18 protein-coding genes and 1 tRNA gene are annotated in these 23,567 nt (G+C 61.7%); 5 read left to right on the top strand and 14 right to left on the bottom strand.

Annotated features, from left to right (window positions below; translation table 11 throughout):
- Positions 1-218: 218 nt before the first annotated feature.
- From CKO15_RS00500 to CKO15_RS00490, 3 genes are read right to left on the bottom strand one after another with little or no spacing between them, the layout of a single operon-like run.
- Entirely contained in the window at positions 219-2,330 is a 2,112-nt protein-coding gene (locus CKO15_RS00500) for a putative bifunctional diguanylate cyclase/phosphodiesterase (RefSeq protein ID WP_200191399.1), read from the bottom strand.
- Positions 2,331-2,333: 3 nt separating this feature from the next.
- Positions 2,334-3,470 (bottom strand): FIST signal transduction protein, encoded by a 1,137-nt coding sequence (locus tag CKO15_RS00495; RefSeq protein WP_200191397.1) that lies wholly within the window; start codon positions 3,468-3,470, stop codon positions 2,334-2,336.
- Positions 3,471-3,502: 32 nt separating this feature from the next.
- Entirely contained in the window at positions 3,503-6,877 is a 3,375-nt protein-coding gene (locus CKO15_RS00490) for a PAS domain-containing protein (RefSeq protein WP_200191395.1), read from the bottom strand.
- A 333-nt stretch (positions 6,878-7,210) separates the two neighbouring features.
- Here CKO15_RS00490 and CKO15_RS00485 point away from each other — a divergent pair, with 333 nt between their 5' ends.
- From CKO15_RS00485 to CKO15_RS00475, 3 genes are all read left to right on the top strand, one after another.
- Positions 7,211-7,786, top strand: coding sequence for a methyltransferase family protein (locus tag CKO15_RS00485; protein WP_200191393.1), 576 nt, complete (start codon positions 7,211-7,213; stop codon positions 7,784-7,786).
- Between the two features lie 45 nt (positions 7,787-7,831).
- Positions 7,832-10,720, top strand: coding sequence for a bifunctional [glutamate--ammonia ligase]-adenylyl-L-tyrosine phosphorylase/[glutamate--ammonia-ligase] adenylyltransferase (glnE, locus tag CKO15_RS00480; protein ID WP_200191391.1), 2,889 nt, complete (start codon positions 7,832-7,834; stop codon positions 10,718-10,720).
- A 116-nt stretch (positions 10,721-10,836) separates the two neighbouring features.
- A complete protein-coding gene (locus tag CKO15_RS00475; protein ID WP_200191389.1) occupies positions 10,837-11,760 on the top strand; it encodes a branched-chain amino acid transaminase in 924 nt (307 codons plus the stop codon).
- Positions 11,761-11,804: 44 nt separating this feature from the next.
- Here the strand turns inward: CKO15_RS00475 and gspE are convergent, their stop codons facing one another.
- The 8 genes from gspE to gspD all read right to left on the bottom strand — a co-directional run bounded on the left by gspE (position 11,805) and on the right by gspD (position 20,226).
- Positions 11,805-13,271 carry a type II secretion system ATPase GspE gene (gene gspE, locus CKO15_RS00470; protein ID WP_200191387.1) on the bottom strand — a complete coding sequence of 489 codons (1,467 nt, stop codon included), beginning with the start codon at positions 13,269-13,271 and terminating at the stop codon, positions 11,805-11,807.
- Positions 13,272-13,506: 235 nt separating this feature from the next.
- Complete coding sequence (gene gspC / locus CKO15_RS00465; protein WP_200191385.1) at positions 13,507-14,508, bottom strand: type II secretion system protein GspC; 1,002 nt, start codon at positions 14,506-14,508, stop codon at positions 13,507-13,509.
- A gap of 79 nt (positions 14,509-14,587) precedes the next feature.
- Complete coding sequence (gene gspJ, locus CKO15_RS00460; protein WP_200191383.1) at positions 14,588-15,337, bottom strand: type II secretion system minor pseudopilin GspJ; 750 nt, start codon at positions 15,335-15,337, stop codon at positions 14,588-14,590.
- Positions 15,330-15,764 (bottom strand): type II secretion system minor pseudopilin GspI, encoded by a 435-nt coding sequence (gspI, locus tag CKO15_RS00455; RefSeq protein ID WP_200191381.1) that lies wholly within the window; start codon positions 15,762-15,764, stop codon positions 15,330-15,332. Before gspI ends, gspJ begins: the two co-directional genes overlap by 8 nt.
- Positions 15,764-16,324 (bottom strand): GspH/FimT family pseudopilin, encoded by a 561-nt coding sequence (locus CKO15_RS00450; RefSeq protein ID WP_200191379.1) that lies wholly within the window; start codon positions 16,322-16,324, stop codon positions 15,764-15,766. The genes gspI and CKO15_RS00450 overlap by 1 nt, the downstream gene beginning before the upstream one ends.
- 48 nt (positions 16,325-16,372) lie before the next feature.
- The gene (gene gspG / locus CKO15_RS00445) at positions 16,373-16,798 is read right to left on the bottom strand and encodes a type II secretion system major pseudopilin GspG (protein ID WP_200191377.1); all 426 of its coding nucleotides are present in this window, start codon (positions 16,796-16,798) and stop codon (positions 16,373-16,375) included.
- Positions 16,799-16,899: 101 nt separating this feature from the next.
- On the bottom strand, positions 16,900-18,147 hold the full coding sequence (gene gspF, locus CKO15_RS00440) for a type II secretion system inner membrane protein GspF (protein ID WP_200191375.1): 1,248 nt from the start codon (positions 18,145-18,147) through the stop codon (positions 16,900-16,902).
- A gap of 42 nt (positions 18,148-18,189) precedes the next feature.
- Positions 18,190-20,226 carry a type II secretion system secretin GspD gene (gspD, locus tag CKO15_RS00435; RefSeq protein ID WP_338035960.1) on the bottom strand — a complete coding sequence of 679 codons (2,037 nt, stop codon included), beginning with the start codon at positions 20,224-20,226 and terminating at the stop codon, positions 18,190-18,192.
- Positions 20,227-20,253: 27 nt separating this feature from the next.
- Between gspD and CKO15_RS00430 the strand changes: the two genes are divergently transcribed.
- Positions 20,254-21,030, top strand: coding sequence for an outer membrane protein assembly factor BamD (locus CKO15_RS00430; protein WP_200191373.1), 777 nt, complete (start codon positions 20,254-20,256; stop codon positions 21,028-21,030).
- Between the two features lie 19 nt (positions 21,031-21,049).
- On the opposite strand, the gene CKO15_RS00425 is transcribed toward CKO15_RS00430, so the two are convergent.
- Positions 21,050-21,125, bottom strand: a tRNA-Phe gene (locus CKO15_RS00425).
- Positions 21,126-21,456: 331 nt separating this feature from the next.
- Here CKO15_RS00425 and CKO15_RS00420 point away from each other — a divergent pair.
- Positions 21,457-22,443 (top strand): lipid A deacylase LpxR family protein, encoded by a 987-nt coding sequence (locus CKO15_RS00420; protein ID WP_200191371.1) that lies wholly within the window; start codon positions 21,457-21,459, stop codon positions 22,441-22,443.
- Between the two features lie 194 nt (positions 22,444-22,637).
- Here CKO15_RS00420 and CKO15_RS00415 read toward each other — a convergent pair whose 3' ends face one another.
- Together CKO15_RS00415 and rpiA are read right to left on the bottom strand one after the other, a co-directional pair.
- The gene (locus tag CKO15_RS00415; RefSeq protein ID WP_200191369.1) at positions 22,638-22,847 is read right to left on the bottom strand and encodes a DUF2905 domain-containing protein; all 210 of its coding nucleotides are present in this window, start codon (positions 22,845-22,847) and stop codon (positions 22,638-22,640) included.
- Between the two features lie 52 nt (positions 22,848-22,899).
- Positions 22,900-23,562 (bottom strand): ribose-5-phosphate isomerase RpiA, encoded by a 663-nt coding sequence (rpiA, locus tag CKO15_RS00410; RefSeq protein WP_200191366.1) that lies wholly within the window; start codon positions 23,560-23,562, stop codon positions 22,900-22,902.
- Between the last annotated feature and the right edge of the window lie 5 nt (positions 23,563-23,567).

Raw genomic sequence — 23,567 nt, 5'->3', positions numbered from 1 at the left:
ACAGCCGGAGCTTACTCCATGCATTGTCAATAGCTCCCAATCCGGCCTGATAATTGCGTGACCTCGGGCGGCACCCTTCTCAACTCTCAGCCTCCCACCGCTCTCAGACACTTCGAAAAACTCGGCCCGCAGCCCGCCGAACCATTGAACATAGATGGTTCAACTGGGGGGGGCTCGTGAGATCCCCTCTTGTCTAATTCAGCCCCATAGCAAGTCAATCAAAGCTGAACAGACTTACGCTCTAAAGAGAAATCGGCACAGGTCTTCTGCAAAAACTCGACAATCTCCTCTCCTGGCAGCGGTCGAGCTATCAAAAAACCTTGGATTTCGTCAATATTCAAAGCGTCAAGATAATCGCGCTGTGACTCCGTCTCAACACCTTCGGCAATAGTTTTTAAGCCCAAATAAAAGCTTAAAGTGCTAAGCGCGGTCACGATCGCTCGATTTCGCTTACCTTGAGTAATCTCAGAAACAAAAGCGCGATCTATCTTCAAGGTGTCGAGCGGAAATTGGAGCAGGTATGAGAGGGAGGAATAGCCAGTCCCAAAATCATCGATAGCAACTCGAAAACCGAGGTCTTTAAATTTCTTCAGGTTTAGCAGCGTCTGCTCTGGTGCCTGCATTGCGGTGCTTTCAGTGATTTCGAGCTCAATAGAGTGGGCCGGCAAACGGTAAGCATCCAGGAGGGCAGCAAGGCGATGAACCAACTGTGGATCTTCGACCTGCGTTGCGGCAAGATTGATCGACATCTTAAGGCTGACCCCCTGTTGCGACCAGGCGAGACTCTGGCGCATTGCTTCTTCAAGAATCCAATCACCGACGGCACGAATCAAGCCGGTCTCTTCCAAAATGGGAATGAATTCAGCCGGTGACACAACACCACGCTCAGAGTGGTTCCAACGCAACAACGCCTCGACCCCTACGATGTTCCGATTCGCTAAATGCTGCTGAGGCTGATAGAGCAAGAAAAACTCTTTTTTATCGAGTGCGCAACGTAAGTCGCTCTCCAGAATCACCCGCCCCTCCTGGCGAGCTGTGCCCACTTCGGAGAACTGGACCAAGCGCCGGTTTTGATCGCGATTGGTCTCCCGCTCGGCGGCCTGGGCAGCCTGCACCAAAGCATCTGCTTCTTGTGCATCATCGGGATAGAGGGCGACTCCGACGCTACAGTCAATATAAACCCTACGGCCATTAATTTTTAAGGAGAGATCGAGCGGCTCTTGAAGTTTCGCTTGCAGCGTGGCAAGATCGATGCTTTCTAGTGGGACTGCCATCCCAAAACTATCTGACTCAAGCCGGCACAGGAGCACACTGGCATTAGCATTGGCTGGAATGAGCTGTCCCAACCGCCCAGCCAAAGCGACTAGTGCCTCATCCCCGCGTTTCGCACCAAAGGCGTCGTTGATGCGATGTAAGCGATCGATATCGATCACCACCATAGCCGTGCGTGCTGCGCCTTCCTCTTTGCCTCCCTGGAAACGTGCCTTTAGCTGATCTGCCAATAAACGTGTAAATAGTCGATGGTTGGGCAAACCAGTCAATTCGTCGTGTTCGACGAGATAGAGGGCCTGGTCCTCAAAGGCGCGCAGTGCAGTCACATCCTGAAAAGCGCCAATGACTACAGCGTGGTCAATATGCCGACTGCTTTGCAACTTAATAATACAACTGTTGCCTTGGCGCACTAACTGTATTTCCAAATCCAACCTGTCTGAAACGCCCTCTGTAAGCCGATCAAATGCCTGCCGGAGAGAAGGTTGCTGCTCTGGATTTGCCTCGGCGATCAGCGCAGCCACACTGTTCGGCATATCGACGGATCGCCCGAGTAGAGTGGCCGCGTCGGATGACCATTGCAACGCCCCGGTGGCCACCTCAAGCCGCCAAAACCCAAGCTTAGCCAACTGACAGGCACTTTGCTGCTCGAGGTGGATGCGCTGCAAGCGCTGCTCACGCTCAGCACCGGCCAGGGCGTAGCGTACCCGCTGCGTTAAGATGGGCAAGTTGATCGGCTTGGTGATAAAATCGGTAGCGCCGACGTCGAAAGCCTTCGTCACAGACTCACTGTCATCAGAACCTGTCACCATCACCAAAGGAATCATCTTACCATCGTCGCGCTGACGAATAGCTGCAACTGTTTCAAAACCATCTAGTTCCGGCATGCTTACATCAATCAGAAGCAGATCCGGCCTGACCGTTTCAAAGCAGCTTAAAGCCTCTAGCCCGTTACTAGCCTCAATCACTTGATAGCCTGCCTGGATTAATCCGTGCTGAACAAGGAACCTAATGCCAGGATCATCATCAACAAGCAATATTTTTGCTAGCTTCTCTTTCATGAATCAGTCCTGATCGTACAAGACACCAAAGACAGAGGTCTTGTTATAAAACTCCAGGAAGGCATCTCCGCTGTTAGCAATTTCACCGAGAGTAAAGGCACCGCAGACTGGGTACTCACTGCCGACCGCGTACAGCTCATCGGCAATTCGCTCGCCAAGAAAAAGAACGCGTGAGATACAATCTATAAACAGACAGCAGCCAAAACTGCTCCCCACCGACTCGGGCAGAGCGATTTGACGTGCCTTTTCTGCAGCCTCAATTAACGTTTCCGGGGTGCCATTTAGCAGCCGCACAAAGGAGCCTTCAGGGACCTCTCCGACGCACACCAGATCGCTTTCGTTCTCGACCATCAGCGGATCACGGACGACAACTTCGGCACCCAATTTAGTCATACCAAACGGGTAAGATTTGGCTACTGCAAAAAAATCTTCAGCGCGAACCTCTACCCCACTGTGTGCCTTAACTAAACGCTGATATACAGTGAACGCCGGCTCCCAATCCAAAGTTGTAATGACGTTCCCCCGCGCCCCGGTAACTTTGAGTGGATCACTCACCGGTTGCCAACCGTGCGTCACACCGATACTGCTGCGCAGCGGCAAACGGACAAGTAGCGCAACGTCAGCAAAAAGCCCATCATTGGTAAAAATACAAGGCTTTTTTTGGAAGCTTAGAGAACCCGCACCACCGCCGATAAAGTTATTCTCTAGACCGAAGTTAACGAATAGGCCCTCGACCAGCGCACTGATCCGGCTTGACAATCCATCGACGAAAACGAGCAGCGTCGTCTCTCCCTCCGCATGCCCCCAGTGTTCGGTAGCGCTCTCAACTCGTTCATCGAAATCAGCCTCCTCCTCGCTAAGCCCTGGCACGCAGGCGACCTCCGGCGCAGCATCGAAGGCAATAAGCAGGGAACCCCGTTCGTAGTTTTGATTGTGGTAGGCGACTTGCGGGAAGATCCCACCGAAGACCGGCACCGTGCAGGTTTTTAGGACTGGATCGAGTGCTTCTGCCGACCAGCCGTTGGCATCGCATGCAAGCACCATCAGCGCACCACTCTCAGGCTCGCTAGCCAGTGTCTGGAGTGCAGCGGCCAAGCCGTCCAGGGTTCCACTAGGCTCGAAATGTACGCGGACCACCATAACCCCCTGTCTTGTCTTGCTTATTTAAAAACTTACCGCCCATTTCCAGCGCTACCCAGGGAGTCACGAAGCCATGCTTCGAGGGCTTGCGCGGCGATTTCTATCTGCTGTTCTAAAGCATTCACCACTGTTTCGTCGATCGGCTCACTTCGTTTTATTGTTTGCTCAATCTGCGCGGCCAGTTCAGCAATGGCAACAGCACCGACATGATCGCCGCTGCCTTTGAGCGTATGAGCCTGCCGCTGCAACGCCTCCTGGTCAGTCATCTCCCCGCTGCGAAGTGGCTCGATAAGCGCAGTGAGGTAGCCCGACAGTTGGCCTTGAAAGAGTTTCAATAGGCGAACATAGATCTGCTCATTACCACATGCGACTCGCAACCCACGTGTCATATCAAAACCGGGGAGTGCAGCGGGCAGCCTATCTGGACCAGCGCCAGCGGTTTCGAGCTGCGCTCTTCCCCCTTCTTCGCCCTTGTCCTTGCCCTCGCCCTTGCCCTCGCCCTTGCCCTCGCCTTCGCCGTCGCCCCTGCCCTTGTCTACAGTGTCTACAGTTGCTGCCGGCACCGGCGCCCGCAAATAGGCTATCAACGTGGCGTAGAGTGCTTCCGGTTCAATCGGTTTTTTAATCAGTTCACGCATACCAGCCGCCTCAGCACGCTGGCGGTCTTCATCCAGCACTGCTGCCGACAAGGCAATAATCGGCCCCGAATAGCCAGAGGCAAGCAGTCGCTGTGAGGCCTCGAAACCATCCATGACCGGCATTTGCAGATCCATAAAGATTAAATCAGGCCGGCGTGTCGCAACCGCAGCCAGTGCCTCGGCGCCGTCGCCTGCCACCTCGATCTGCGCCCCAGTCTTTTCCAGCATAAGAATTGCGACTTCTTGATTTACAAGGTTGTCCTCTACGAGAAGAAGCACCATCCCAGTCAGATCAGGGACGCACACCAGCGTCGCTGCGGCATGGGGGGACGCTCTCGCTTCACCCTGCTCAGCCTGTACCAGCGCTTGATAAAGCGCTGAAGCTGTAACCGGCTTAGTTAAAAAGCCTTGTATTAGCCCTGCAGGCAGAGCCATCTGATCCCCGTCGTAGGCGCTCACCATGACAGTCAGCGGCCGAGTCTGCGCCAACTCGCCGCGCTGGCGCCGCCGCTCCAGCTCCTCACAGGTCTGCCGCCCGTTGAGCCCTCCTGGCATCGACCAGTCCATCAAAATGAAATCGAACGGTGCGGCGCGCTGCTCTGCCGCAGCAACCTGCTCAATGGCCGCCTCACCACTATCGGCCTCATGCGTCTCATACTGGCAATAGTCAAGCAGCCCGCGCATGACACGCCGTGCGCTCTCATGATCATCAACGATCAGCACGCGCCGACCGCGCGTTCCACGGTAAGGGGGGTTGCCAACCGTACGACTGCTTGAAGCCTTTACTATCGGCAGCCGCACGGTAAAAAAGAAGGTGCTGCCTACGCCAGGCTGCGATTGCACACTGAGGCTCCCTCCCATCTTGGCGACCAGGCTCCGCCCAATCGCCAACCCCAAGCCCGTGCCACCATACTGCCGAGTCGTCGAGGTATCAGCCTGAGTGAACGGCTTAAAGATACGGGCAATCTGTTCCTCGCTCATACCGATGCCACTGTCGCGCACCTGAAAGTGGATCGTCGCCGTCTCTGGTTCTACACAGTGAGGCACCTTATGCTCCTGCACCGTATACACCGCCAATTCTATGGTCCCACCACGCGGCGTAAACTTAATTGCGTTGCTTAGCAGGTTAGTCAAAACCTGTGTGATGCGCAGCGAATCGCCAACTAGCGAGCGTGGCAGATCAGGCTGCACAGCGTAGATCAGCTCAAGCTCTTTGGCGTGGGTACTATCGATAAAGAGCGTCGCCAAATGGTCAAAAATTTCGCCCAGGTCAAAAGGGTGCGCCTCAAGGGCGAGCTGCCCTGACTCGATCTTGGAGAAGTCAAGAATGTCATTAATAATGCCGAGCAACATCCGCGAAGAGCTGTGAATCTTCTTGAGATGATCGAGCTGTCGCGCATCTAGATCGGTATCAAGCAGCAGCTGGCTCAAGCCGATCACCGCATTCATCGGCGTGCGAATTTCGTGGCTCATATTAGCGAGAAATTCGCTCTTGGCGCGGCTCGCACGCTCGGCCTCTTCACGGGCCTGCTCCAACGCTACCTGCTGCTGCTTGCGTTCGGTGATATCGATACCCACCGCCTGAAAAGAAGCAATCCGGTCATCGTCATCAAAAAAGGCACGACACGTCCACTGCACCCTCCGAAGACCGCCACAGCGCTGTGGAATGCTGTTTTCGAAGGTGCCGATCGGACTCTCGGGGGTATAGCTCGCCAAGTGCGCGCGCACCTCCGTGCGCTCCTTCTCCGGAACGACATCCAACCAGCGCCGACCGACCAGCTGCTCCGGATCGCACTCAAAAAAATCGGCCAAGGTGCGATTCACGAAGGTGACCGTGCTATCCGGCAAAAACCGCTCCACCATAAGTGGGTGGTTTTCGACGAGATCCCGATAGTGCGCCTCCCGTTCGGCGAGAGCCTCCTGCAGCTTTCGCTGCTCGCTGACATCTTGCGTGGTACCGCGCCAGAACCAAGCGCTGCCCTGTTGGTCGAACTCGGTGCAGCCGCGCTGGTGGAGAATACGCACGCCGCCATCAGGGCGTACGATGCGGTGCTCAATATCAAACTGGACACCATGCTGGAGCGGCCGCTCCAGCGTCGCCTGAACCGCATGGCGGTCTTCAGGGTGGACCATTGCCATAAACCGCTCAACGGTGATCGGCGGCCTAGCGTTGGCTAGCCCAAAAATTTGATAGATTTCGTCAGACCAGTGCACCGTTCCGCGCTGTAGATCAGCCATCCAGTGCCCCAAGCGCGCAATGCGTTTCGCCTCGGTCAACTCGTGTTCGCGCCGCCGCAGGGCGGACTCTGTCTCCTTTAGCTGTTGCACGTCGACATGTGTACCGACCATCAAGGCTGGCTTCCCTGACGGTGTCCGTCGCATGGTTTGGCCACGCCCCTGCACCCACAGCCAATCGCCATCTGCACACCGATAGCGAAATTCCACAGAGAACGATCGCCCCTCTGCAAGCCGCCGCTGTACGATCGGCTCGATGCGCGCCAGATCGTCCGGGTGAATCATCGCTCGCCAAGTGGCGTAGTCGAGCGGACCACACTGCTCCGGCGGGTAACCAAGCTGAAGCCAGCAGGCTTCATCCCAGGCGATTCGGTCGGCCGCCAGATCCCACTCCCAGACCCCAAACCCTGCCGCCTTCTGCGCCAGACGATAGCGCTGCTGTTCATCAATAGCCGACGCCTTGCGCTGCGGGGTTGACTTTGCGCTGCTCCCGCCAGAGCCTGGAACGATCGAGCCCTCTTCACACTCAACCATCTAAACCGTCCTCACGCCTCTTATGCTGCGAAGATCCGGAAGATCCAGCCACACTGTGCACCGCAGCCCATTACCGCAAGCGCCCATCCAAGCCATCCGCCACACCCAGACATTAAAAGGCTTTAAAAAAACAGGGTAACCGGGCGAGTATACTTCAGCAAGCCACCGGGCGGCTTCACGCCCCGGGGCGGTAGAGAGCCACTGCAGAGTCAGACGGCAGCAGGCCAACACAGACAGCCGCAGGAAAATCGGTTATCATCGGCAGACAGCGGCGGTTGCTGTCTTTATCGACGCACCGGCGCCCACCTTTTGCTTTCCTAACAAGACGCCAGAATGAACCTTGATCCCAAAAGCCTGCTCGACTCGGTGCTGCATAAACGGCATAAAGCCCGTCAAGCCCTCGGCATCCTGCTGCTGATCGTGATCGTGGTCGCCAGCACCCCGTTCTCGATCCCACTCTATCTACTCGGCGCCCTCCTCGCGCTGCTCGGGATCGCTGTCCGGCTGTGGGGAGCCGGACACCTGAAAAAGGATCAGGAGTTGGCCCGCGATGGACCATACGCCTTCGTGCGTCACCCGCTCTATGTGGGCAACATGCTGATCATTATTGGCTTTTTGCTTTGTGCGCAGGCATGGTGGCTGGTTCCCGTGGCTATAGCCTTCGCCCTGCTCTACTACCCGCCGGCCATCCGCAAGGAAGACGCCAAGCTGCGCCGACGCTTCCCGGCGGAGTGGGAGGCGTGGGGCCATTCGACTTACGCCTTGATCCCCAAGCTGCAACCACAAGCCCCCCTTAACCTGCAGCACTGGTCGTTTCAGCAGAGTCTGCGGGCCAACGGCGAGCCGATCATCGCCGCCCTGCTGCTCTTCGGGGTGGTGGTCATGGGCGGACGTCTCTTCGGGGGGTGAGGCCGTTAGCGGCCTCGCGAGAAGATGGCCGGGAAGGTGGCACAGATGGCTCCCGAGACCTTACGTCCGCTGCCGGAGAACTTGCGCCCTACGGCGGAGCAGCAGCTAGAACGGCTGCGCTCCGCTGGCGCCGTTCCTGCGGATGAGCGCATCGCCGCCAGCCTGCCCGGCGTTGTTGCGGCGAGCGACTTCGTCACCCGCTCTTGCAGCGAGGCTGACTCCGGACTGCTCCAGGAACTGCTTGAGAGCGGCGATCTATTCTCCGCCTACCCGGCGCAGCGCTACCGTCAACTCCTAGAGCAGTACCTCAGCGAGGTCACCGAGGAGGCAGCGCTGCACTCAGCCCTGCGGCGCTTTCGTCGCCGCGAGGCGGTGCGGATCGCCTATCGAGCACTCACCGGCTGGGCCGATCTCGACGAGACCTTAATCGAGACCAGCGACATGGCCGAGGCGGCCATCGATCTCGCCCTCGCCTGGCTCTATCGTGCACTCACCGAGCGCTGGGGGGTACCGCGGGGCGAGCAGGGCGACCCGCAGCAGCTGGTCGTGCTCGGCATGGGCAAGCTCGGTGGCCGCGAGCTGAACTTCTCCTCCGATCTCGATCTGATCTTTGCCTTCCCTGAGCAGGGCGAGACCGACGGTGCGCGCCCGCGCAGCAACGATGAGTTCTTCGTCAAACTCGGCCGTCAGCTGATTACTGCTTTGGACGCCATCACCCCTGAGGGGCGGGCCTTCCGGGTCGATATGCGACTGCGCCCCAATGGCGATGCCGGCCCGCTCGCCCTCTCGTTTGCAGCCCTGGAGAGCTACTACGAGAGTCAAGGCCGTGAGTGGGAGCGCTACGCCATGGTCAAGGCGCGCTGCGTCGGTGGCGATTACACGGCGGGCAACGCCTTAACTCGCGACTTGCGCCCCTTCGTCTATCGACGATACCTCGATTACGGCGCCCTGGAGCAATTGCGCGAGACCAAGGCGATGATCGCCAGTGAGGTCAGCCGGCGCGGCACGGAGGAGAACCTTAAGACCGGCGAGGGCGGCATTCGCGAGGTCGAATTCATCGCCCAAGCCTTCCAGTTGATCCGTGGCGGCCGCGATAACAACTTACGCTCGCGACAGCTCCTAAAAACGCTCTACTATCTGCGCGAACAGGCGATCCTGCCGGAACACAGCGCCGATACGCTGATCGCGGCCTATCGCTTCCTGCGGCGTGCGGAAAACGCCGTACAGATGCTCAATGATGAGCAAGCCCACACCGTACCGACCGATCCCACCGCCCGCGCCCGGGTCGCCTGGGGAAGCGGATACACCGATTTGACGGTTTTCGAAGCCGAGCTCACCGACATCCGCCGTCAAGTCCACAGCCACTTCGAACAAGTCTTTAGCGCTCCACAAGCGAGCGCTCCGGCGACGACCGAACCCGATGCGGCGACCGAACTGTGGGGGGGGCGGCTGTCACCGGCGGAGGCCTGTGAGCGTCTCAGTGAGCTCGGCTTTACCGCCCCCGACACACTGGAACCACCACTGCGCGCCTTTCGCGACGGCGCCACGGTGCGCTCGCTCTCGGCTCGCGGACGCCACCGGCTCGATCGTTTGATGCCGCTGCTAATCGGCGCCTGTGCCCAGGCACGCCATCCCTCGCGCACCCTGCACCGAACCTTGGAGCTGATCGACACCATCGCCCGGCGCACGGCCTATCTAGCTTTACTCGTCGAACACCCGATGGCGCTCTCGCAACTGGTTCAGCTCTGCGACGGCTCGGCCTGGGTCGCCCGCTTTATCGCCGCCCACCCGCTGCTGCTCGATGAACTGCTCGACCCGCGCACGCTCTATGAACCACTCGGGCGCGAGGCCCTGGAGCACGATTTGGCACTCCGCCTGGCACAGATCGACGTCGAAGATCTGGAGCAACAAATGGAGGTGGTGCGGCAATTCAAACAGGCGCAGCAGCTCAAGGTCGCAGCCGCCGATGTCAGCGGTGCAGCGCCGTTAATGGTCGTCAGCGACTACCTCAGCCACATCGCCGAAGTGACTCTTGAGCACACCGTCGCCCTCTGTTTCGAGCACCTGCGCCAGCGCCACGGCCAACCGCACTTTATCGACAGCAACGGCGAGCGCCACAAAGCTCGCTTCGCCGTCATCGCCTACGGCAAACTCGGCGGCCTAGAGCTCGGCTACAACTCCGATCTCGACCTCGTCTTCATCCACAACAGCAGCGGCAGCGAGCAGGAGACCGACGGCCCGCGGGTCATCGACAATCAGGCCTTCTTCGCCCGTCTCGCCCAGCGCATCATCCACTTCTTAACGACCCCCACCCCGAGTGGCTTCGTCTACGAGGTCGATGCACGGCTGCGCCCCTCGGGCAAAGCCGGCTTGATGAGCACCAGCCTGGAGGCCTTCACCACCTATCAGTGGCACAGCGCCTGGACCTGGGAGCACCAAGCGCTAGTTCGGGCCCGCGCCGTCGCCGGCGATGAAGCGATTCGCAGCGCCTTTGCGCAAGCACGCGCCGACGTGCTGCAGCAACCGCGAGAGCACGCCACCCTGCGCGAGGAAGTGCGCAGCATGCGTAACCGGCAGCGGCAAGAGAAGGCCGCTCGCGATCCACAGCACTTCGATCTAAAAAACGACCGCGGTGGCTTAACCGATATCGAGTTTCTTGTCCAATACTGGGTGTTGGCGCACGCCCATGCACACCCGGCGCTCGTCGAGCACACCGATAATATTCGCCTGCTCCGCGACTTGGCCGCAACCGGCGTGCTCAAGGCAGAGACCGCGCACGCCTTAGCGAACGCCTACCGCGCCTACCGCCGCCGCCTGCATCATCTCGCCCTCCAAGATGAGGGCAGCGGCGTTGCGCAAACAGAGCTCAGCGACGCGCTCGGCGAGCATCGACGCATCGTCACGCAGCTGTGGCAGGAGGTGATGGAGGCCTGAGCACCGCCTCCCCATACCGCTGACCGGCGCAATATGGCAAACTGCAACGCCGGTAGGTGTGCTGCACGCCCCTTCCCTGACCTGTACCCGCAGTCAATGATCACTACGGAGCACCGATGGCTAACTTCTCCGACCGCGACGGCTTGATCTGGTTCGATGGTGAGATGATTCCCTGGCGCGAGGCGCGCGTCCACTGCCTGACCCACACGCTGCACTACGGCATGGGGGTCTTTGAAGGCTTGCGCGCCTACGCAACGGATCAAGGACCGGCGATCTTCCGCCTGCCCGAACACACGCGGCGGCTGTTCAATTCGGCGAAGATCCTCGGTATGGAGATCCAGCACAGCCCCGATGCGATCAACCAGGCCTGCATCGAGGCGGTACGCAGCAACAAACTGGCAAGCGCCTATATCCGCCCGATGTCGTTTTACGGCTCCGAAGGCATGGGTCTGCACGCCGAAGGACTACGCACCCACACCATCGTGGCCGCTTGGGAGTGGGGCTCTTACCTCGGGGCAGAGAATCGCGAGTGCGGTATTCGGGTGCAGACCTCCTCCTTTACCCGCCATCACGTCAATATCGCCATGTGCCGCGCGAAGGCCAACGGCAACTACATGAACTCGATGCTCGCTGTGCAAGAGGCTGCACGCGCCGGCTGTGACGAGGCGCTCCTGCTCGATGTCGACGGCTTCGTCTGTGAAGGCTCCGGTGAAAACTTCTTCATGGTCCGCGACGGCGTCCTCTACACCCCGACTTTGACCTCGGCGCTGGAGGGTATTACGCGCGCGACCGTGATGCAGCTGGCTGCTGAGGAGGGAATCGAGGTCTGCGAGCGACGCATCACCCGCGACGAGGTCTACGTCGCCGACGAGGCCTTCTTTACCGGTACGGCCGCCGAGGTCACACCGATCCGTGAGCTCGACGGCCGCACCATCGGCAACGGCTGCCGCGGCCCGATGACCGAACGGCTACAGCGGCGCTACTTCGACCTCGTCGAGGGTCGGGATGCGCGCCATCAAGAGTGGTTGACCGTCGTCTAAGCGCGTCGTGTCGTGTTGCCGAGCCGTAGCGCGAGTCGCGGCGTTCACTCAGCTTGAGTCACCCGCAGCACCTCTTCGAGGGTCGTCTCACCGTTGCAGACTCGCCGGGCGCCGTCGGCACTCATTGAGGGGGCACCCTGGCGGGCGTACTGCTCGAGGGCCTGCTCCGCGGCCTGATCGTGGATCATCTGCCGCAGCGCCCCATCGAGTTCGATGACGTCGTAGATCCCGGTCCGCCCCCGGTACCCAAGTTGGTTGCACGCCTCACAGCCGCGTGCGCGATAGAGCAGCGAAGGCGACTGCCCCGCTGACGCCAACCGCTCCTGCTCGCCGGCGCTCGGCTGATACGCCTCCTTGCAGTGCGGGCAGAGCAACCGGACGAGGCGCTGCGCCATCACGCCGATCAGACTGGAGGAGAGCAAAAAGGGCTCAATGCCCATATCGCGCAAGCGGGTCACCGCACCGATGGCGCTGTTGGTATGCAGCGTCGATAGGACCAAGTGCCCGGTGAGCGAGGCCTGAATGGCGATCTCCATCGTCTCAACATCGCGGATCTCGCCGACCATGACCACATCCGGATCTTGCCGCAGGATCGCGCGCAGTCCGCGGGCGAAGGTCATGTTCACTTTCGTATTGATCTGGGTCTGGTTGATCCCATCGAGGTAGTACTCGATCGGGTCTTCGACGGTCATGATGTTGCGTTGTCGATCATTCAGCGCCGAGAGCACCGCATAGAGGGTTGTCGTCTTCCCCGAACCGGTCGGACCGGTCACCAACAAGATGCCGTGCGGACGCTCGATAATCCGTCGCAACCGCCCCAATGTCGCTACATCCATCCCCAAGTGCTGCAAATCGAGCCGCCCAGCCTGCTTATCGAGCAGGCGCAGCACGACCCGCTCCCCCTGCCCCACCGGCAGAGTCGAGACCCGAACATCGACGGGACGCCCGGCGATACGCAGCGAGATCCGACCGTCCTGAGGCAGCCGCTTCTCGGCAATATCAAGACGCGCCATGACCTTAACCCGCGAGATCAGCAACGGCGCCAGGCCCGGTGGCGGCTCTAGGATCTCGCGCAACACCCCATCGACCCGGAACCGCACGACCAGACGGCTCTCGAAGGTCTCAATGTGGATATCCGAGGCCTCCTCTTTGATCGCCTCGGTCAGCAACGCATTAATCAGGCGAATGACCGGGGCATCGTCCTCGGTCTCCATGAGGTCTTGCGGCTCGCTGAGCTCACTCGCTACGCGCTGCAGATCGAGATCTTCGCCGATCCCCTCCATCGCCTGCGCCGCCTCGCCGGAGGTGCGCTCATAGACCTCGCGGAGCAGGGTCTCGAAGCGCGCCTGATCGACCCGCTCAAGCTGCAGTGCCCGCCCGAGACTGCGTCGCAGCTCGATGATAGCGCTGGCCTTTACGCCGGGGCGACAAGCGACCCGGACCTGTTCGCCGTCACCCTCTAAGGGCACCAAGCCGTTGCGGCGCGCAAAGGCGAAAGAGACGCGCTCCATAGACGACCTACTCCTGATCTTTATTGGGAGCGCCGGCGTCCTCGCCGGCATTCTTCTTATACTTGCCGACGAGTTCTACTTGCCGAAGAGGACGTCGGCGTTCCCGGGAAAAGTGCTCGACCACCGCCACGCTTCAGTAGTGTGACAGAGCCCCGGAGGGCGAAGGTTGGGTGCTGTTTGGCACAGTGGACCAAACGATGACCACCCTGAGTATGAGCAATCGCACGCCGGCTCTTCAATTGATGCGCAAATGCACGTCGCGCTCGACGCCGTCACGCTCGATACGCAGATGTACACTGGAGGTCGAATCGAGTTCCCCGACCAACTGTTGCATCTGCCGCTGATTGGCGGCCGAGACCCCATTGACCTCCAGGACGATATCACCGGCCTGCAGACCGGCCCGGGCAAAGTAACGACGCGCCCGCTCATCTTGAGGACTGACGCGAAAACCGCGAATCGAGCCGCCTTGGAGGACCGGCCGGACCTCGACCATCTCGGCGATGCGCTGCGGACGCTCGTAGAAGTCCTCCCGCAGACTCTGCAACTCAGCGCGCCCAATCCGTGCCTGGGCATCCGCAGCCGTTTCGCTCTCTGTACGAGAGGCCACAGTGGCCTCGCCGCGGCGCACCGGCGAATCAGTAGGGCGCGCGGCGCGCACGCTGTCGACCCCCTGGCTCAGCGTGAGGCGTTCCCGTTCAAGGCGTAACATCTCAAACTGACCGTCCCGCGAAAGGATCACTCGGTCGGGCTGGACCCGCTCCAACACCGCACCGCCAGGCAGCTCGGCGCCGGCAACGAAGACTTTCTGCCCCTCGCGACTCTCGATCACCGCCGCGCCACGCCCCTCGCCGCCCTGCGCCAAAATCCCGCGCAGCGTCAGATTCAGGCGCGTCTCTGGGGCGTCGGTGGGGATTTCAGGGCGTGCCGCTTCTCGCCGCTCGGGCGGGCGGCCGAATAAATGGTAGTCGGCGATCGCCGCCAAATCGCTGCCCTCACGGCCCCGTTCAGGGGTGCCGGCAGCACGTTGCGGTGCTACCCCCGTCCCAAGCGCACCGGGCGGCGGCGCGCGCAGGCCGGCGGGCTCATCCGGCGCCACCCACTGCCACGTCGTCTCGGCAGCGCTGTGCGCAATCAGCAGAACCCCCACGGCCAACAGCACAACGCCTAAGCGTCTTACCCAGGGCCCACCGACCTCTGGGCTTGCCAACGCCTTCAGGCGTTCCAACCACGCTTCCATCACTCCGGCCTCTCTCTTTATACCGCCCCAGTTTCAGTCCTGAGTCAGTCTGCCGGGACAACAGTTGCATCGTCCGTATTCAGAGAGACCCATTGGCCGCCCCGCTCCCCGAACCGGCACCCTGAACGGGAAAGAGGCGGTAGACCTGGGCGCCACCAGCCAGCTCCAGGGTGACGGCAACCGCTAACAACTCCCCCGGGGGCAGTCCCTGAGCGCGATCGGGGGGCCAGTGCGCCAATCGTTCGATGTCATCGCGGCGCTCGCCGGGAGAGCCCCCGCCCACTGGACGGTAGTAAAACGTATAGTACAGATCGTCGATGGTCGCTCGCCCGCCGCCCGATTCACCCGCCAGTCGGCTGCGGATATGGGGCTCCTCCCCGCCGCCGTCGATGACGTGCCACACGAGCCGATAGAGCACCCCATCGTCGAGCTCATAGCTGATCCGCTGGAGCTCGCTGCGCTGCATTCCGACCCGTCCACCGGCGCTGATCAACTCCAAACGTGGCTGCGGGTCAAGTGGATCGAAACCGAGCGAGGGACGCCGATCGCGCCACGCATCGGACCAATCGCGCGCCACGTGTTGGCGAAAATCGCGCGCCATCACCCCGAAGGCCAACTGCAGTTCGCTAAGCCGCTGCCCTTCCGCCACCACCCGACTGCGTGTCTCGAGAACGGTCTGCAAACCACCATACGCCATTACGGCTACCAACGCGAAGATGGCCACCGCCACCACCACTTCGAGCAGGGTGAAACCGGCTGCGGCGGCGCGCTTCTTCGCGCCAGCCGCCCCTTCGGAGCACTGAAGAGGCGTATCCGCCGACTCACTCATCGGCGCCGGCCCCTCCATTCGTTTCACGGCGCTCGGCACGCGGCACCCGATACCACGCACTACGCACGGCGAGTGGACGCTGCGTCTCACCCGCGCGGAAGACCTCGATCTCCAGCTCTAACAACCCCGGCAACTCAAGGTCGATCGGCAGCGGCGGTGTCGCCACGCGTGCATTCAGCTCCCACGTCCACTCACGCCCAGCCATCTCACTGCTGCCGCTGCGCTGCTCCGGCCCGCGCAGCGGGACGATCCCCGCCTGCACCCGCGTCAGCTCATTCTCCGCCACCCAACCGGCGTAGGCGCGCTCCCGCAACTCGAAGGTATTCCCCGCCGCCTGACTCCCCAAACGGATCGTCGCCGCCAAGGCCGTCGCCAGGATGGCGACCGCCACCAAGACCTCCATCAAGGTAAAGCCGCGCGAGTGCATCAGTCGTCAGCACGCTCAATGCGCAAGGTGCCGTCGAGTTCGCCGGTCAAGCGCAGCGCCCGGTGTGAGTCGCGGCGTGAATCACCGCGATCGCGCAGAGTCAGTTCAAAGGGGGTCATCTCGCCGCTGCCCTCCAAAAAGATCACCGGGTCGGGGTGTTCGGGGTCCGGCTCCAAGTGCAGACGCCGCCCCTCAACCCGCAACTCCAGCTCAAGGCCGCGCTGCTCTAGCGACCGGGGGCGCAAGAGCTGCGCATCGGGAATATCGCGCCACTCGACCACATCGTCGCCAATGCGCTGCTGCCGCTGGAAGTGATAGCCCTGTTCGGTAAAGGCGATACCGATCGGGGCCGCACCGAGCATGACCTCCTCCCGTGCCGTGCCGATCAAAGCCGCAAGCCGCTCGGCCTCGTGCCGCATCTCCCGCTCTCGCCCCCCATCGCCGAGCGAGAGCACCACCAGTGAACTCAGCAGTGCGAGGATAGCCACGACGGCAAGGACCTCGATCAGGGTCAATCCGAGTCCGCGAGTCGATCGGGCGCGGGTTTGCAAGGCTAGCAAGGCGACCACACATCGAGTCGATCAATCACTGGTTTGTCGAGGCACCTGCTAATCGAGGGCCCAGTTGCCGATCTCGGCATTGATCCCTTCGCCTCCTGGGCGGCCATCGGCGCCTAGGCTATAGATATCGATCGTGCCGCGCTCACCAGGGTTGAGATACTGATACTCGTTGCCCCACGGATCGCGCGGCAGCCGATCGAGATAGCCCTGCCAGTTGCGTGGCTGCGGCTCGCCACGCGGCTCCTCGACGAGGGCCTCAAGCCCCTGATCGGTACTGGGGTAGTGGTTGTTATCGAGTCGGTAGAGATTCAGGGCCGACTCAATCGCGCGGATATCTTGTTTCGCCGCCTCTACGCGCGCGCTGTCCGGGCGGTCCATGATTCGCGGCACGACGATACCGGCGAGGATACCGAGGATGACCACCACGACCATGATCTCAATCAGGGTAAAACCGGATTGCGCTGCTCTTCTCATCGTGACCACTCTGCGGCCGCTGCGGCCGACTGTGCTGCGGGTGGATGACGGTGCCTCGGCGCGCTGCAACGCAAAGTTGTGGACGCAATTACAGGACACACCTACTGCACCAACTGGTTAATCTCAAAAATCGGTAACAGTATAGCCAAGACGATTGTTAAGACTACGGCGCCCATTGCCAAGATCAGCGCCGGCTCGAAGAGCCCGACAATGACCCCGGTGGTCGCCTCCATCTCTTGCTCCTGGCTCTCGGCGGCGCGCTCCAGCATTTGGTTCAGCTGACCACTGGCCTCGCCGCTGGCGATCAGGTGGACGGTCATTGGCGGAAACTGTCCACTGCGCTCCAACGCCCGCGCCAGCGCCCCGCCTTCACGCACTTGCCGCGCCGCCTCTTCGATCGCCTCACGCATCGCGACATTGCCGACCACCTGACTCGAGATGCGCAACCCCTCCAAGATCGGCACACCCGAGGCCGAGACAATGGCCAAGGTGCGGGCAAAACGCGCGGTGTTGCTCCCCCGCACCAGACGCCCTACGAGCGGGAGTTGCAGCAGCAAGAGATCCCAGCGGCGCCGTGGCCCCGGATAACGCAACAGTCGCGAACCGGCGACCGCGACCCCGAACACGCCCGCCCCGGCGTAGAGGCCGTACTGTTGCAACGCATCGCTGACTGCGATCAGACCGAGTGTCAGCGCCGGCAACTCCTGCCCGATATTATCAAAGACCTGGATGACCTCGGGGACGACGTAGCCGAGCAAAGCCAGGGTGACCAATACCGCCACAACTGTCAGCATTGCCGGATAGAAGAGCGCCAGCTGAACCTTTTGGCGCATGCGCTGGCGCGTCTCAGCGTAATCGGCCAAACGCTCCAACACGACATCGAGATAACCCGACTGCTCACCGGCCGCCACCGAGGTGCGATAGATATCGGGAAAGACGTACGGGAAGTCGGCGAGCGCGGTCGCCAGCGCATACCCCTCGGTGACGCGGGTGCGCACGCTCAGCAGGATGCTCTTCAGGCGCTTGCGCTCGCACTGTCGCGAGACCGTCAACAGCACCTCTTCAAGCGGCAGCCCCGAGCGCGTCAGTGTCGCCATCTGCCGGGTCACCAAAGCCAGATCGGCCGCTCGGACCCCACGCTGGGATAGCCGCGAGCGGCGCTGCAACGCACTCGCTGTCCCCGCGCCAGAACCAGCCCCCGACGCACGCCCCCCGACCTCGGCCACCGCCAGCGGGGTCAATCCCTGCTCACGCAGCTTGCCGCGAATCTGCCGGGCACTGTCGCCCTCAATCACCCCGCCGCGGGCGCGACCACTGACATCAAGGGCTTCGTACTCAAAGGCGGGCATCGTGACCGTGCCTCAACTCAGCTGCGCCGCGATCGGGCAGCGTTAATTGAACAACTCAGCGGCCCGCGGCGGCGCTCCGAGGCGCTCGCGCTGGCGATCGCTGCCAGGACGCCCCACCCGATCCTCGAATGAGGGCGGCAGGGCCATCAATTCGGCGCGGGCATCATCCAGCAGCGGGATTTCATCGTCGTCGATAAACCGCAGTCCACGCTCGCGCATCGCCAGCTGCTGGTTGCGCAGCAAGGTGTACTTGGGGCTGGTGACCGCGCGCGCATCCTCGCGGTTGACAACAATCTGCGGACGCAGAAAGACCATCAGGTTTTGCTTCTCGGTTTGCGAGCGCTCGTAACGAAAGAGCCGCCCGAGCCCCGGCAGGCTACCGAGCCCCGGCACCCGCTGCGTCTGCGTTGTCGCCTTCTCATCGATCAGGCCACCGAGCACGATGATCTGGCCATCGTCGACCATCGCCGTCGTCACAATGGAGCGCATGCTTGTAACCAAGTCCTCTGCCCCCTCCGGACGACCAGCGACCGCCGACACCTCCTTTTCAAGCTCCAGCTTCAGCGCATCGCCCTCGTTGATCTGCGGCCGCACTCGCAGTTTGACCCCGACGTCTTGGCGCTGAATGGCGGAGAAGGCCTGGCCCGATTCTTCAATGGCCCGGCCGGTGATAAAGGGCACATTCTCGCCGACGACGATCTCCGCCTCCTCGTTGTCCATCGTCAGCACCGACGGCGTCGAGAGGATATTGGTATCGCTCTCGCTCGTCAGGGCGCGCAGCAGCATCGCGAACTCACCGCGCCGATCACTCACCGCCGCACTCAACCCGTCGACATCGGGAACCGAGCCACCCTCAATCGATCCGGCGATGTTGCGCACCGAACCGGCCCCCGCTGCACCAAAGTTGACCAAACCGACCGCCTGATCGCCCAATGCCCCCCACTGGATGCCGAGCTGCTGGGCACGATCGGCCGAGACCTCGGCAATAATCGCCTCGACCAGCACCTGGGCCCGGCGCACATCGAGACGATTGATCACCGTTCGCAGTTGTCCGACCGTGTCGGGAGGCCCGTTGATGATCAGGGCGTTGGTGCTCTCATGGGCCTGAATACTAACCCGTGGCTGCGACTCATCGCCGTGCATTAAGCCCTCGGCCAGATCCTCGAGGATCGGGCGAATGCTATCGGCATCGGTATAGCGCAGATAGATCACCGCAACGCCCTCCTCCTCTTTCAGCTGCTCATCGAGACGCTGAATCAGCGAGCGCACCGCCGGGCGCCGGCGCGGATCGCCGCCGAGCAGCACGCTGTTGCTGCGCTCATCGGCAGCGAGCAACAGCCGGCGTCCAGCGCGCTCTTGCGGCTCGATCTCACCGACGAGCGAGACGACCTCACGAGCCGAGGCGTAGCGCAACGGGACGATCTCGGTCACACCGGTCGTCTCGCGATCGAGTTGTGCGATCACCTGCCGAATGCGTTCGATATTGCCGGCGGCCTCTGAAAGAATCAGGGTATTGGTCGGCGGGTAGGCCGCCAACTGCGCCTCATCGGAGAGCAGTGGGCGCAGCAGCGGCACCAGCTCCGCCGCTTCGGCGTGCTCGACGGTCAGCACGCGGGTTACGAAGTCGTACCCCTCCCCTGGCGCGGCATCGTCGGTCACCGGCGTGTGATCGCGGCGGGCCAGGCTCTTCGGGACGATCCGCACCGCCCCATCGGCCGGGATGGCACTGAAGCCGTGGACTTGCAACGCGGAGAGAAAAACTTGGTAGAGTTGCTGCGAGTCGACCGGTCGATGGGAGATGATGGTCATCTCGCCGCGCACCCGCGGATCAACGATAAAGTTGCGCCCGGTATGCTCGGAGACCAAGGCGATGACGGAACGAATATCGGCCTGCTCAAAGTTGAGCGTGATGCCTTCGCCCGACTCCGTGCCGCGCTCTCCCGAGGCGGCGTGCGCCGCCGGCGGCAACACCAGCATCGCCGCACAGAGCAGGAGCAGGAGCAGGAGAGTGGGTAAGTGGACCGCCGGGGAGCAGTATAAGCGTGCCGTTGCGGGCGTAGTAGCGGGCCGTCGTGTCACAATGAATCACCCAGATCGCAGAGGAGCTTGGATATTAAGCACAGTATACGCATAGCCTACGCGCTCTGCGCACTTCTCGCAGCCCTTGCGCTACTGACCCTCGGCGGCTGTGCTGCATTCGGTGAGCGCTCATCGCGGGATGCCGCCGCACAGCTTTACGCGCAGGCCATGCAAGCGCTCGACGCCGAACAACTCGATGAAGCCTACGAGTTGCTCGGGACACTGCGCAGCGACTATCCGCAGACCCGACAGGGGCAACAAGCTGCCCTTGAACGCGCTTACGTCAGCTACCGTCTTGGGCGCTACCGCGAGGCCATCGAGCAGGTCGAGCGCTTCGCCGCCGAGCGCCCCGACGCCGCAACCGACGATATCAGGTACGCACTCATGCTGCGGGCGAGCGCGGCACACGCCCTCTGGGAAGGCGAGTCAGACCCGCCGGATACCGCCCTGGCGCGCACCGCCTTTGCCTACTATCGGCAAATCGTCGAACGCTTCCCGGAGGATGAGCAAGCGCGCCGCGCACTGCGCCACATGAGCGAGCTCCGCCGCGACCTGGCTGCCGAGGAACTGCGCCGTGCCCGCGAGCGCTACGCCGCTAACGACTTTGTCGAGGCCGCCGAACGGGCCGCCTGGATCGCCGAACAATACCCTGGGCTGCAACAGGCTGGCGATGCCCTCGCTTTACAAGTCGCAGCCCTTGAGCAACTGGGACGCGGCCGCGAGGCCGCCGCAACCCGCCGAATGCTCGAGATCAAGCACCCCGACCATCCAGCGCTGGAGGCACTGCGGGATAGCCGACGCTAGCACTCTTGGAGAAGGGGGATGGTGGCCGGGGACGGAATCGAACCGCCGACACGGGGATTTTCAATCCCCTGCTCTACCGACTGAGCTACCCGGCCACAACAGGGGTGACATTGAAACGGAATCCTCCCGACAAGTCAAGGCCCAGTGTCTCTGGCACAAGATGAGGCGCTGGGGAGCACTCTTTAGCGAACGGTCGTAGTCTGTCGGCAGTTATCGGCAGCCTAGCGCAGCACCCGCGATGCTTAACGGACGGTCGCGCGGTCGCAACGCCCACGGGAGGCTGCTAAGATCGACGCCCCACGGCAACGCGGTTGGCAATGCCGGTGGCACCGGCCGATATCGGCGACATCGACGCTCTGGCCGCAGGTACGCGCGGGGGCTTAAACAGGCTCGCGCACCCCATCCAGCGAGGAGGCGCCATGGCTGATGCCCAGAACCCGTAAAAGACTCGCGCTGCTGTGGATCGGGGGCGTGGTGGCTATCGGCGCTACCGGAGCCGCTCAAGCCGACAGCCTGGCCTTCACCTTCGAAAACGACATCTTTGCCGGGCGCGACCAGTACTATACGGCCGGCTACAGCGCGACGTGGTACGGTCGTCGCCGTGACGGCTACGGTCGGGCCGATTATGCCGCTGCTTTTTTGCCTCTCTTCCCTACAGGTGGAAGCCGCCGCCTGATGGGCGGAGCCGGCCAGAAGCTTTTCACCCCGGGCGACATCACCCTGGAGGAGCCTCCCGAAGATGACCGCCCCTACGCCGGGTGGCTCTATCTGACTGCTGCCCTGGTCGTCGAGTCGGGTTGGCGGCAGAGCACCGCGAGCTGGACGCTTGGAGCCGTCGGCCCCTCGGCGGGAGGACACTCTCTGCAGCGCAGCATCCATAACCGACTGGAGAACTCTGATCAGCCACAAGGCTGGGAGACCCAACTCGGTGATGAACTCGGGGTCACGGTGCGCTACACCGACCGCTATCGCGCCCGGCTCCACTTCGGGCGCAGTGCCTGGGCGATGGATCTAATCCCCGGGTGGTCGCTGTGGGCCGGTAACGTCTACACGGCCGCCGAGGCCGAGTTTAGTCTCCGCTTCGGCCCTAACCTGCCAATGGACCACGGCGGTCCTATCTTTCACCCTGTAACAGCCCCCGAGACCTACTTCAAGCCCAATCGCGGGGGCTGGTACGTGCATGCCCGCGCGGTCCGCCGCCTCGTCGGCTACAACATCTTTTTAGACGGCAACACCGTCCGAGATAGTCGCAGTGTGGAGAGGGAGCGCTACGTCAATCAGGTCTACGTGGGAATCGCCTTTCACTGGGAACGGATGCGAATCAGCTACACGCACAGCACACTGACTCGGGAGTTCAAAACACAGGAGCACCGCGACCCCTACGGGGCGCTTCAAGCTGCTTGGGCCTTCTGAGTCGCTACTGGGTCGTTGGAGGAACCGCGTTCAGCACCGAGGGCAAGAAAACGCTAACCCCACCGCCCAGGTCACGCCACGCGCCTGTAGATCGACCGGAATGACGGCCCCCATTGGGCGAGGGACGAGGAGTGACCACACGACCCTCCTCCAGCCGCAGCGCTGCGACTGACCGCTCACGTTCGTTCGCACAGCTACTTGCGAAACAGCCAAAACAGCAGCGTCCCCACCCCGCTGAGTAGCAGCATGGTGGTGACAGGAAAGTAAAAGCTAAAGCCGTCACGCTCTATAGCGATATCCCCGGGCAAGCGCCCTAAGCCGAGCTTGCTGATCAGCGGCCAAGCCAACCCCACCACGATTAACACCGCACCGGCGATGATCAGCAGCCGTGGGATCTCTCCCATAACCACCCTCTCGCAGTTGCCGACTTTCTTATCGGGCTACTAGCTCCCGAGACTACTCTGGATCGACCCGGCGTACCCCCGAGGCGCTACCGAGCAGCAACACATCGGCCGGACGTAGGGCGAAGAGACCATTCGTCACCACACCGGGGATGTTGTTCAACGTCTGCTCCAGTTTGAGCGGCTCGGTGATCGAGAGCCCGTGCACATCGAGGATCACGTTGCCGTTATCGGTGGTGAAACCTTGACGCAACTCGGGGCGCCCGCCGAGGCGAACGAGCTCTCGGGCGACCGTGCTGCGGGCCATCGGAATGACCTCCACCGGCAGCGGGAAGGCGCCTAAGACATCGACCAACTTGCTCTCATCGGCGATACAGACAAAACGATCTGAGGCCGATGCCACGATCTTCTCGCGCGTCAACGCGCCCCCGCCGCCCTTGATCAGCTGCAAAAACCGATTCGACTCATCGGCACCATCGACATAGAGCGACAACCGGCCGGCGCTGTTAAGATCGACCACATCGATGCCGTGGCTGCGCAAACGCTGGGTACTCGCCTCCGAACTCGAGACAGCGCCTTGCAACTTCATTCGCTTCGCCGCTAGGGCGTCGATGAAACGATCGACTGTCGATCCCGTGCCGACACCGACGATGGTATCCTCTTCGACATACTCTAGTGCCGCCTCAGCGGCCAATCGCTTACCTTCGTCCTGGCCCATCTCAA

This window comes from Halorhodospira abdelmalekii (assembly GCF_016583625.1).
Taxonomy (GTDB): domain Bacteria; phylum Pseudomonadota; class Gammaproteobacteria; order Nitrococcales; family Halorhodospiraceae; genus Halorhodospira; species Halorhodospira abdelmalekii.
This window is presented reverse-complemented; position numbering and strand designations above follow the sequence as displayed.

What these genes read in the sequence shown, in the direction of transcription:
- CKO15_RS00500 (WP_200191399.1), bottom strand. Translation starts at nt 2,330, where the DNA reads ATGAAAGAGAAGCTAGCAAAAATATTGCTTGTTGATGATGATCCTGGC.
- CKO15_RS00495 (WP_200191397.1), bottom strand. Translation starts at nt 3,470, where the DNA reads ATGGTGGTCCGCGTACATTTCGAGCCTAGTGGAACCCTGGACGGCTTG.
- CKO15_RS00490 (WP_200191395.1), bottom strand. Translation starts at nt 6,877, where the DNA reads ATGGTTGAGTGTGAAGAGGGCTCGATCGTTCCAGGCTCTGGCGGGAGC.
- CKO15_RS00485 (WP_200191393.1), top strand. Translation starts at nt 7,211, where the DNA reads ATGAACCTTGATCCCAAAAGCCTGCTCGACTCGGTGCTGCATAAACGG.
- glnE (WP_200191391.1), top strand. Translation starts at nt 7,832, where the DNA reads ATGGCTCCCGAGACCTTACGTCCGCTGCCGGAGAACTTGCGCCCTACG.
- CKO15_RS00475 (WP_200191389.1), top strand. Translation starts at nt 10,837, where the DNA reads ATGGCTAACTTCTCCGACCGCGACGGCTTGATCTGGTTCGATGGTGAG.
- gspE (WP_200191387.1), bottom strand. Translation starts at nt 13,271, where the DNA reads ATGGAGCGCGTCTCTTTCGCCTTTGCGCGCCGCAACGGCTTGGTGCCC.
- gspC (WP_200191385.1), bottom strand. Translation starts at nt 14,508, where the DNA reads ATGGAAGCGTGGTTGGAACGCCTGAAGGCGTTGGCAAGCCCAGAGGTC.
- gspJ (WP_200191383.1), bottom strand. Translation starts at nt 15,337, where the DNA reads ATGAGTGAGTCGGCGGATACGCCTCTTCAGTGCTCCGAAGGGGCGGCT.
- gspI (WP_200191381.1), bottom strand. Translation starts at nt 15,764, where the DNA reads ATGCACTCGCGCGGCTTTACCTTGATGGAGGTCTTGGTGGCGGTCGCC.
- gspG (WP_200191377.1), bottom strand. Translation starts at nt 16,798, where the DNA reads ATGAGAAGAGCAGCGCAATCCGGTTTTACCCTGATTGAGATCATGGTC.
- gspF (WP_200191375.1), bottom strand. Translation starts at nt 18,147, where the DNA reads ATGCCCGCCTTTGAGTACGAAGCCCTTGATGTCAGTGGTCGCGCCCGC.
- CKO15_RS00420 (WP_200191371.1), top strand. Translation starts at nt 21,457, where the DNA reads ATGCCCAGAACCCGTAAAAGACTCGCGCTGCTGTGGATCGGGGGCGTG.
- CKO15_RS00415 (WP_200191369.1), bottom strand. Translation starts at nt 22,847, where the DNA reads ATGGGAGAGATCCCACGGCTGCTGATCATCGCCGGTGCGGTGTTAATC.
- rpiA (WP_200191366.1), bottom strand. Translation starts at nt 23,562, where the DNA reads ATGGGCCAGGACGAAGGTAAGCGATTGGCCGCTGAGGCGGCACTAGAG.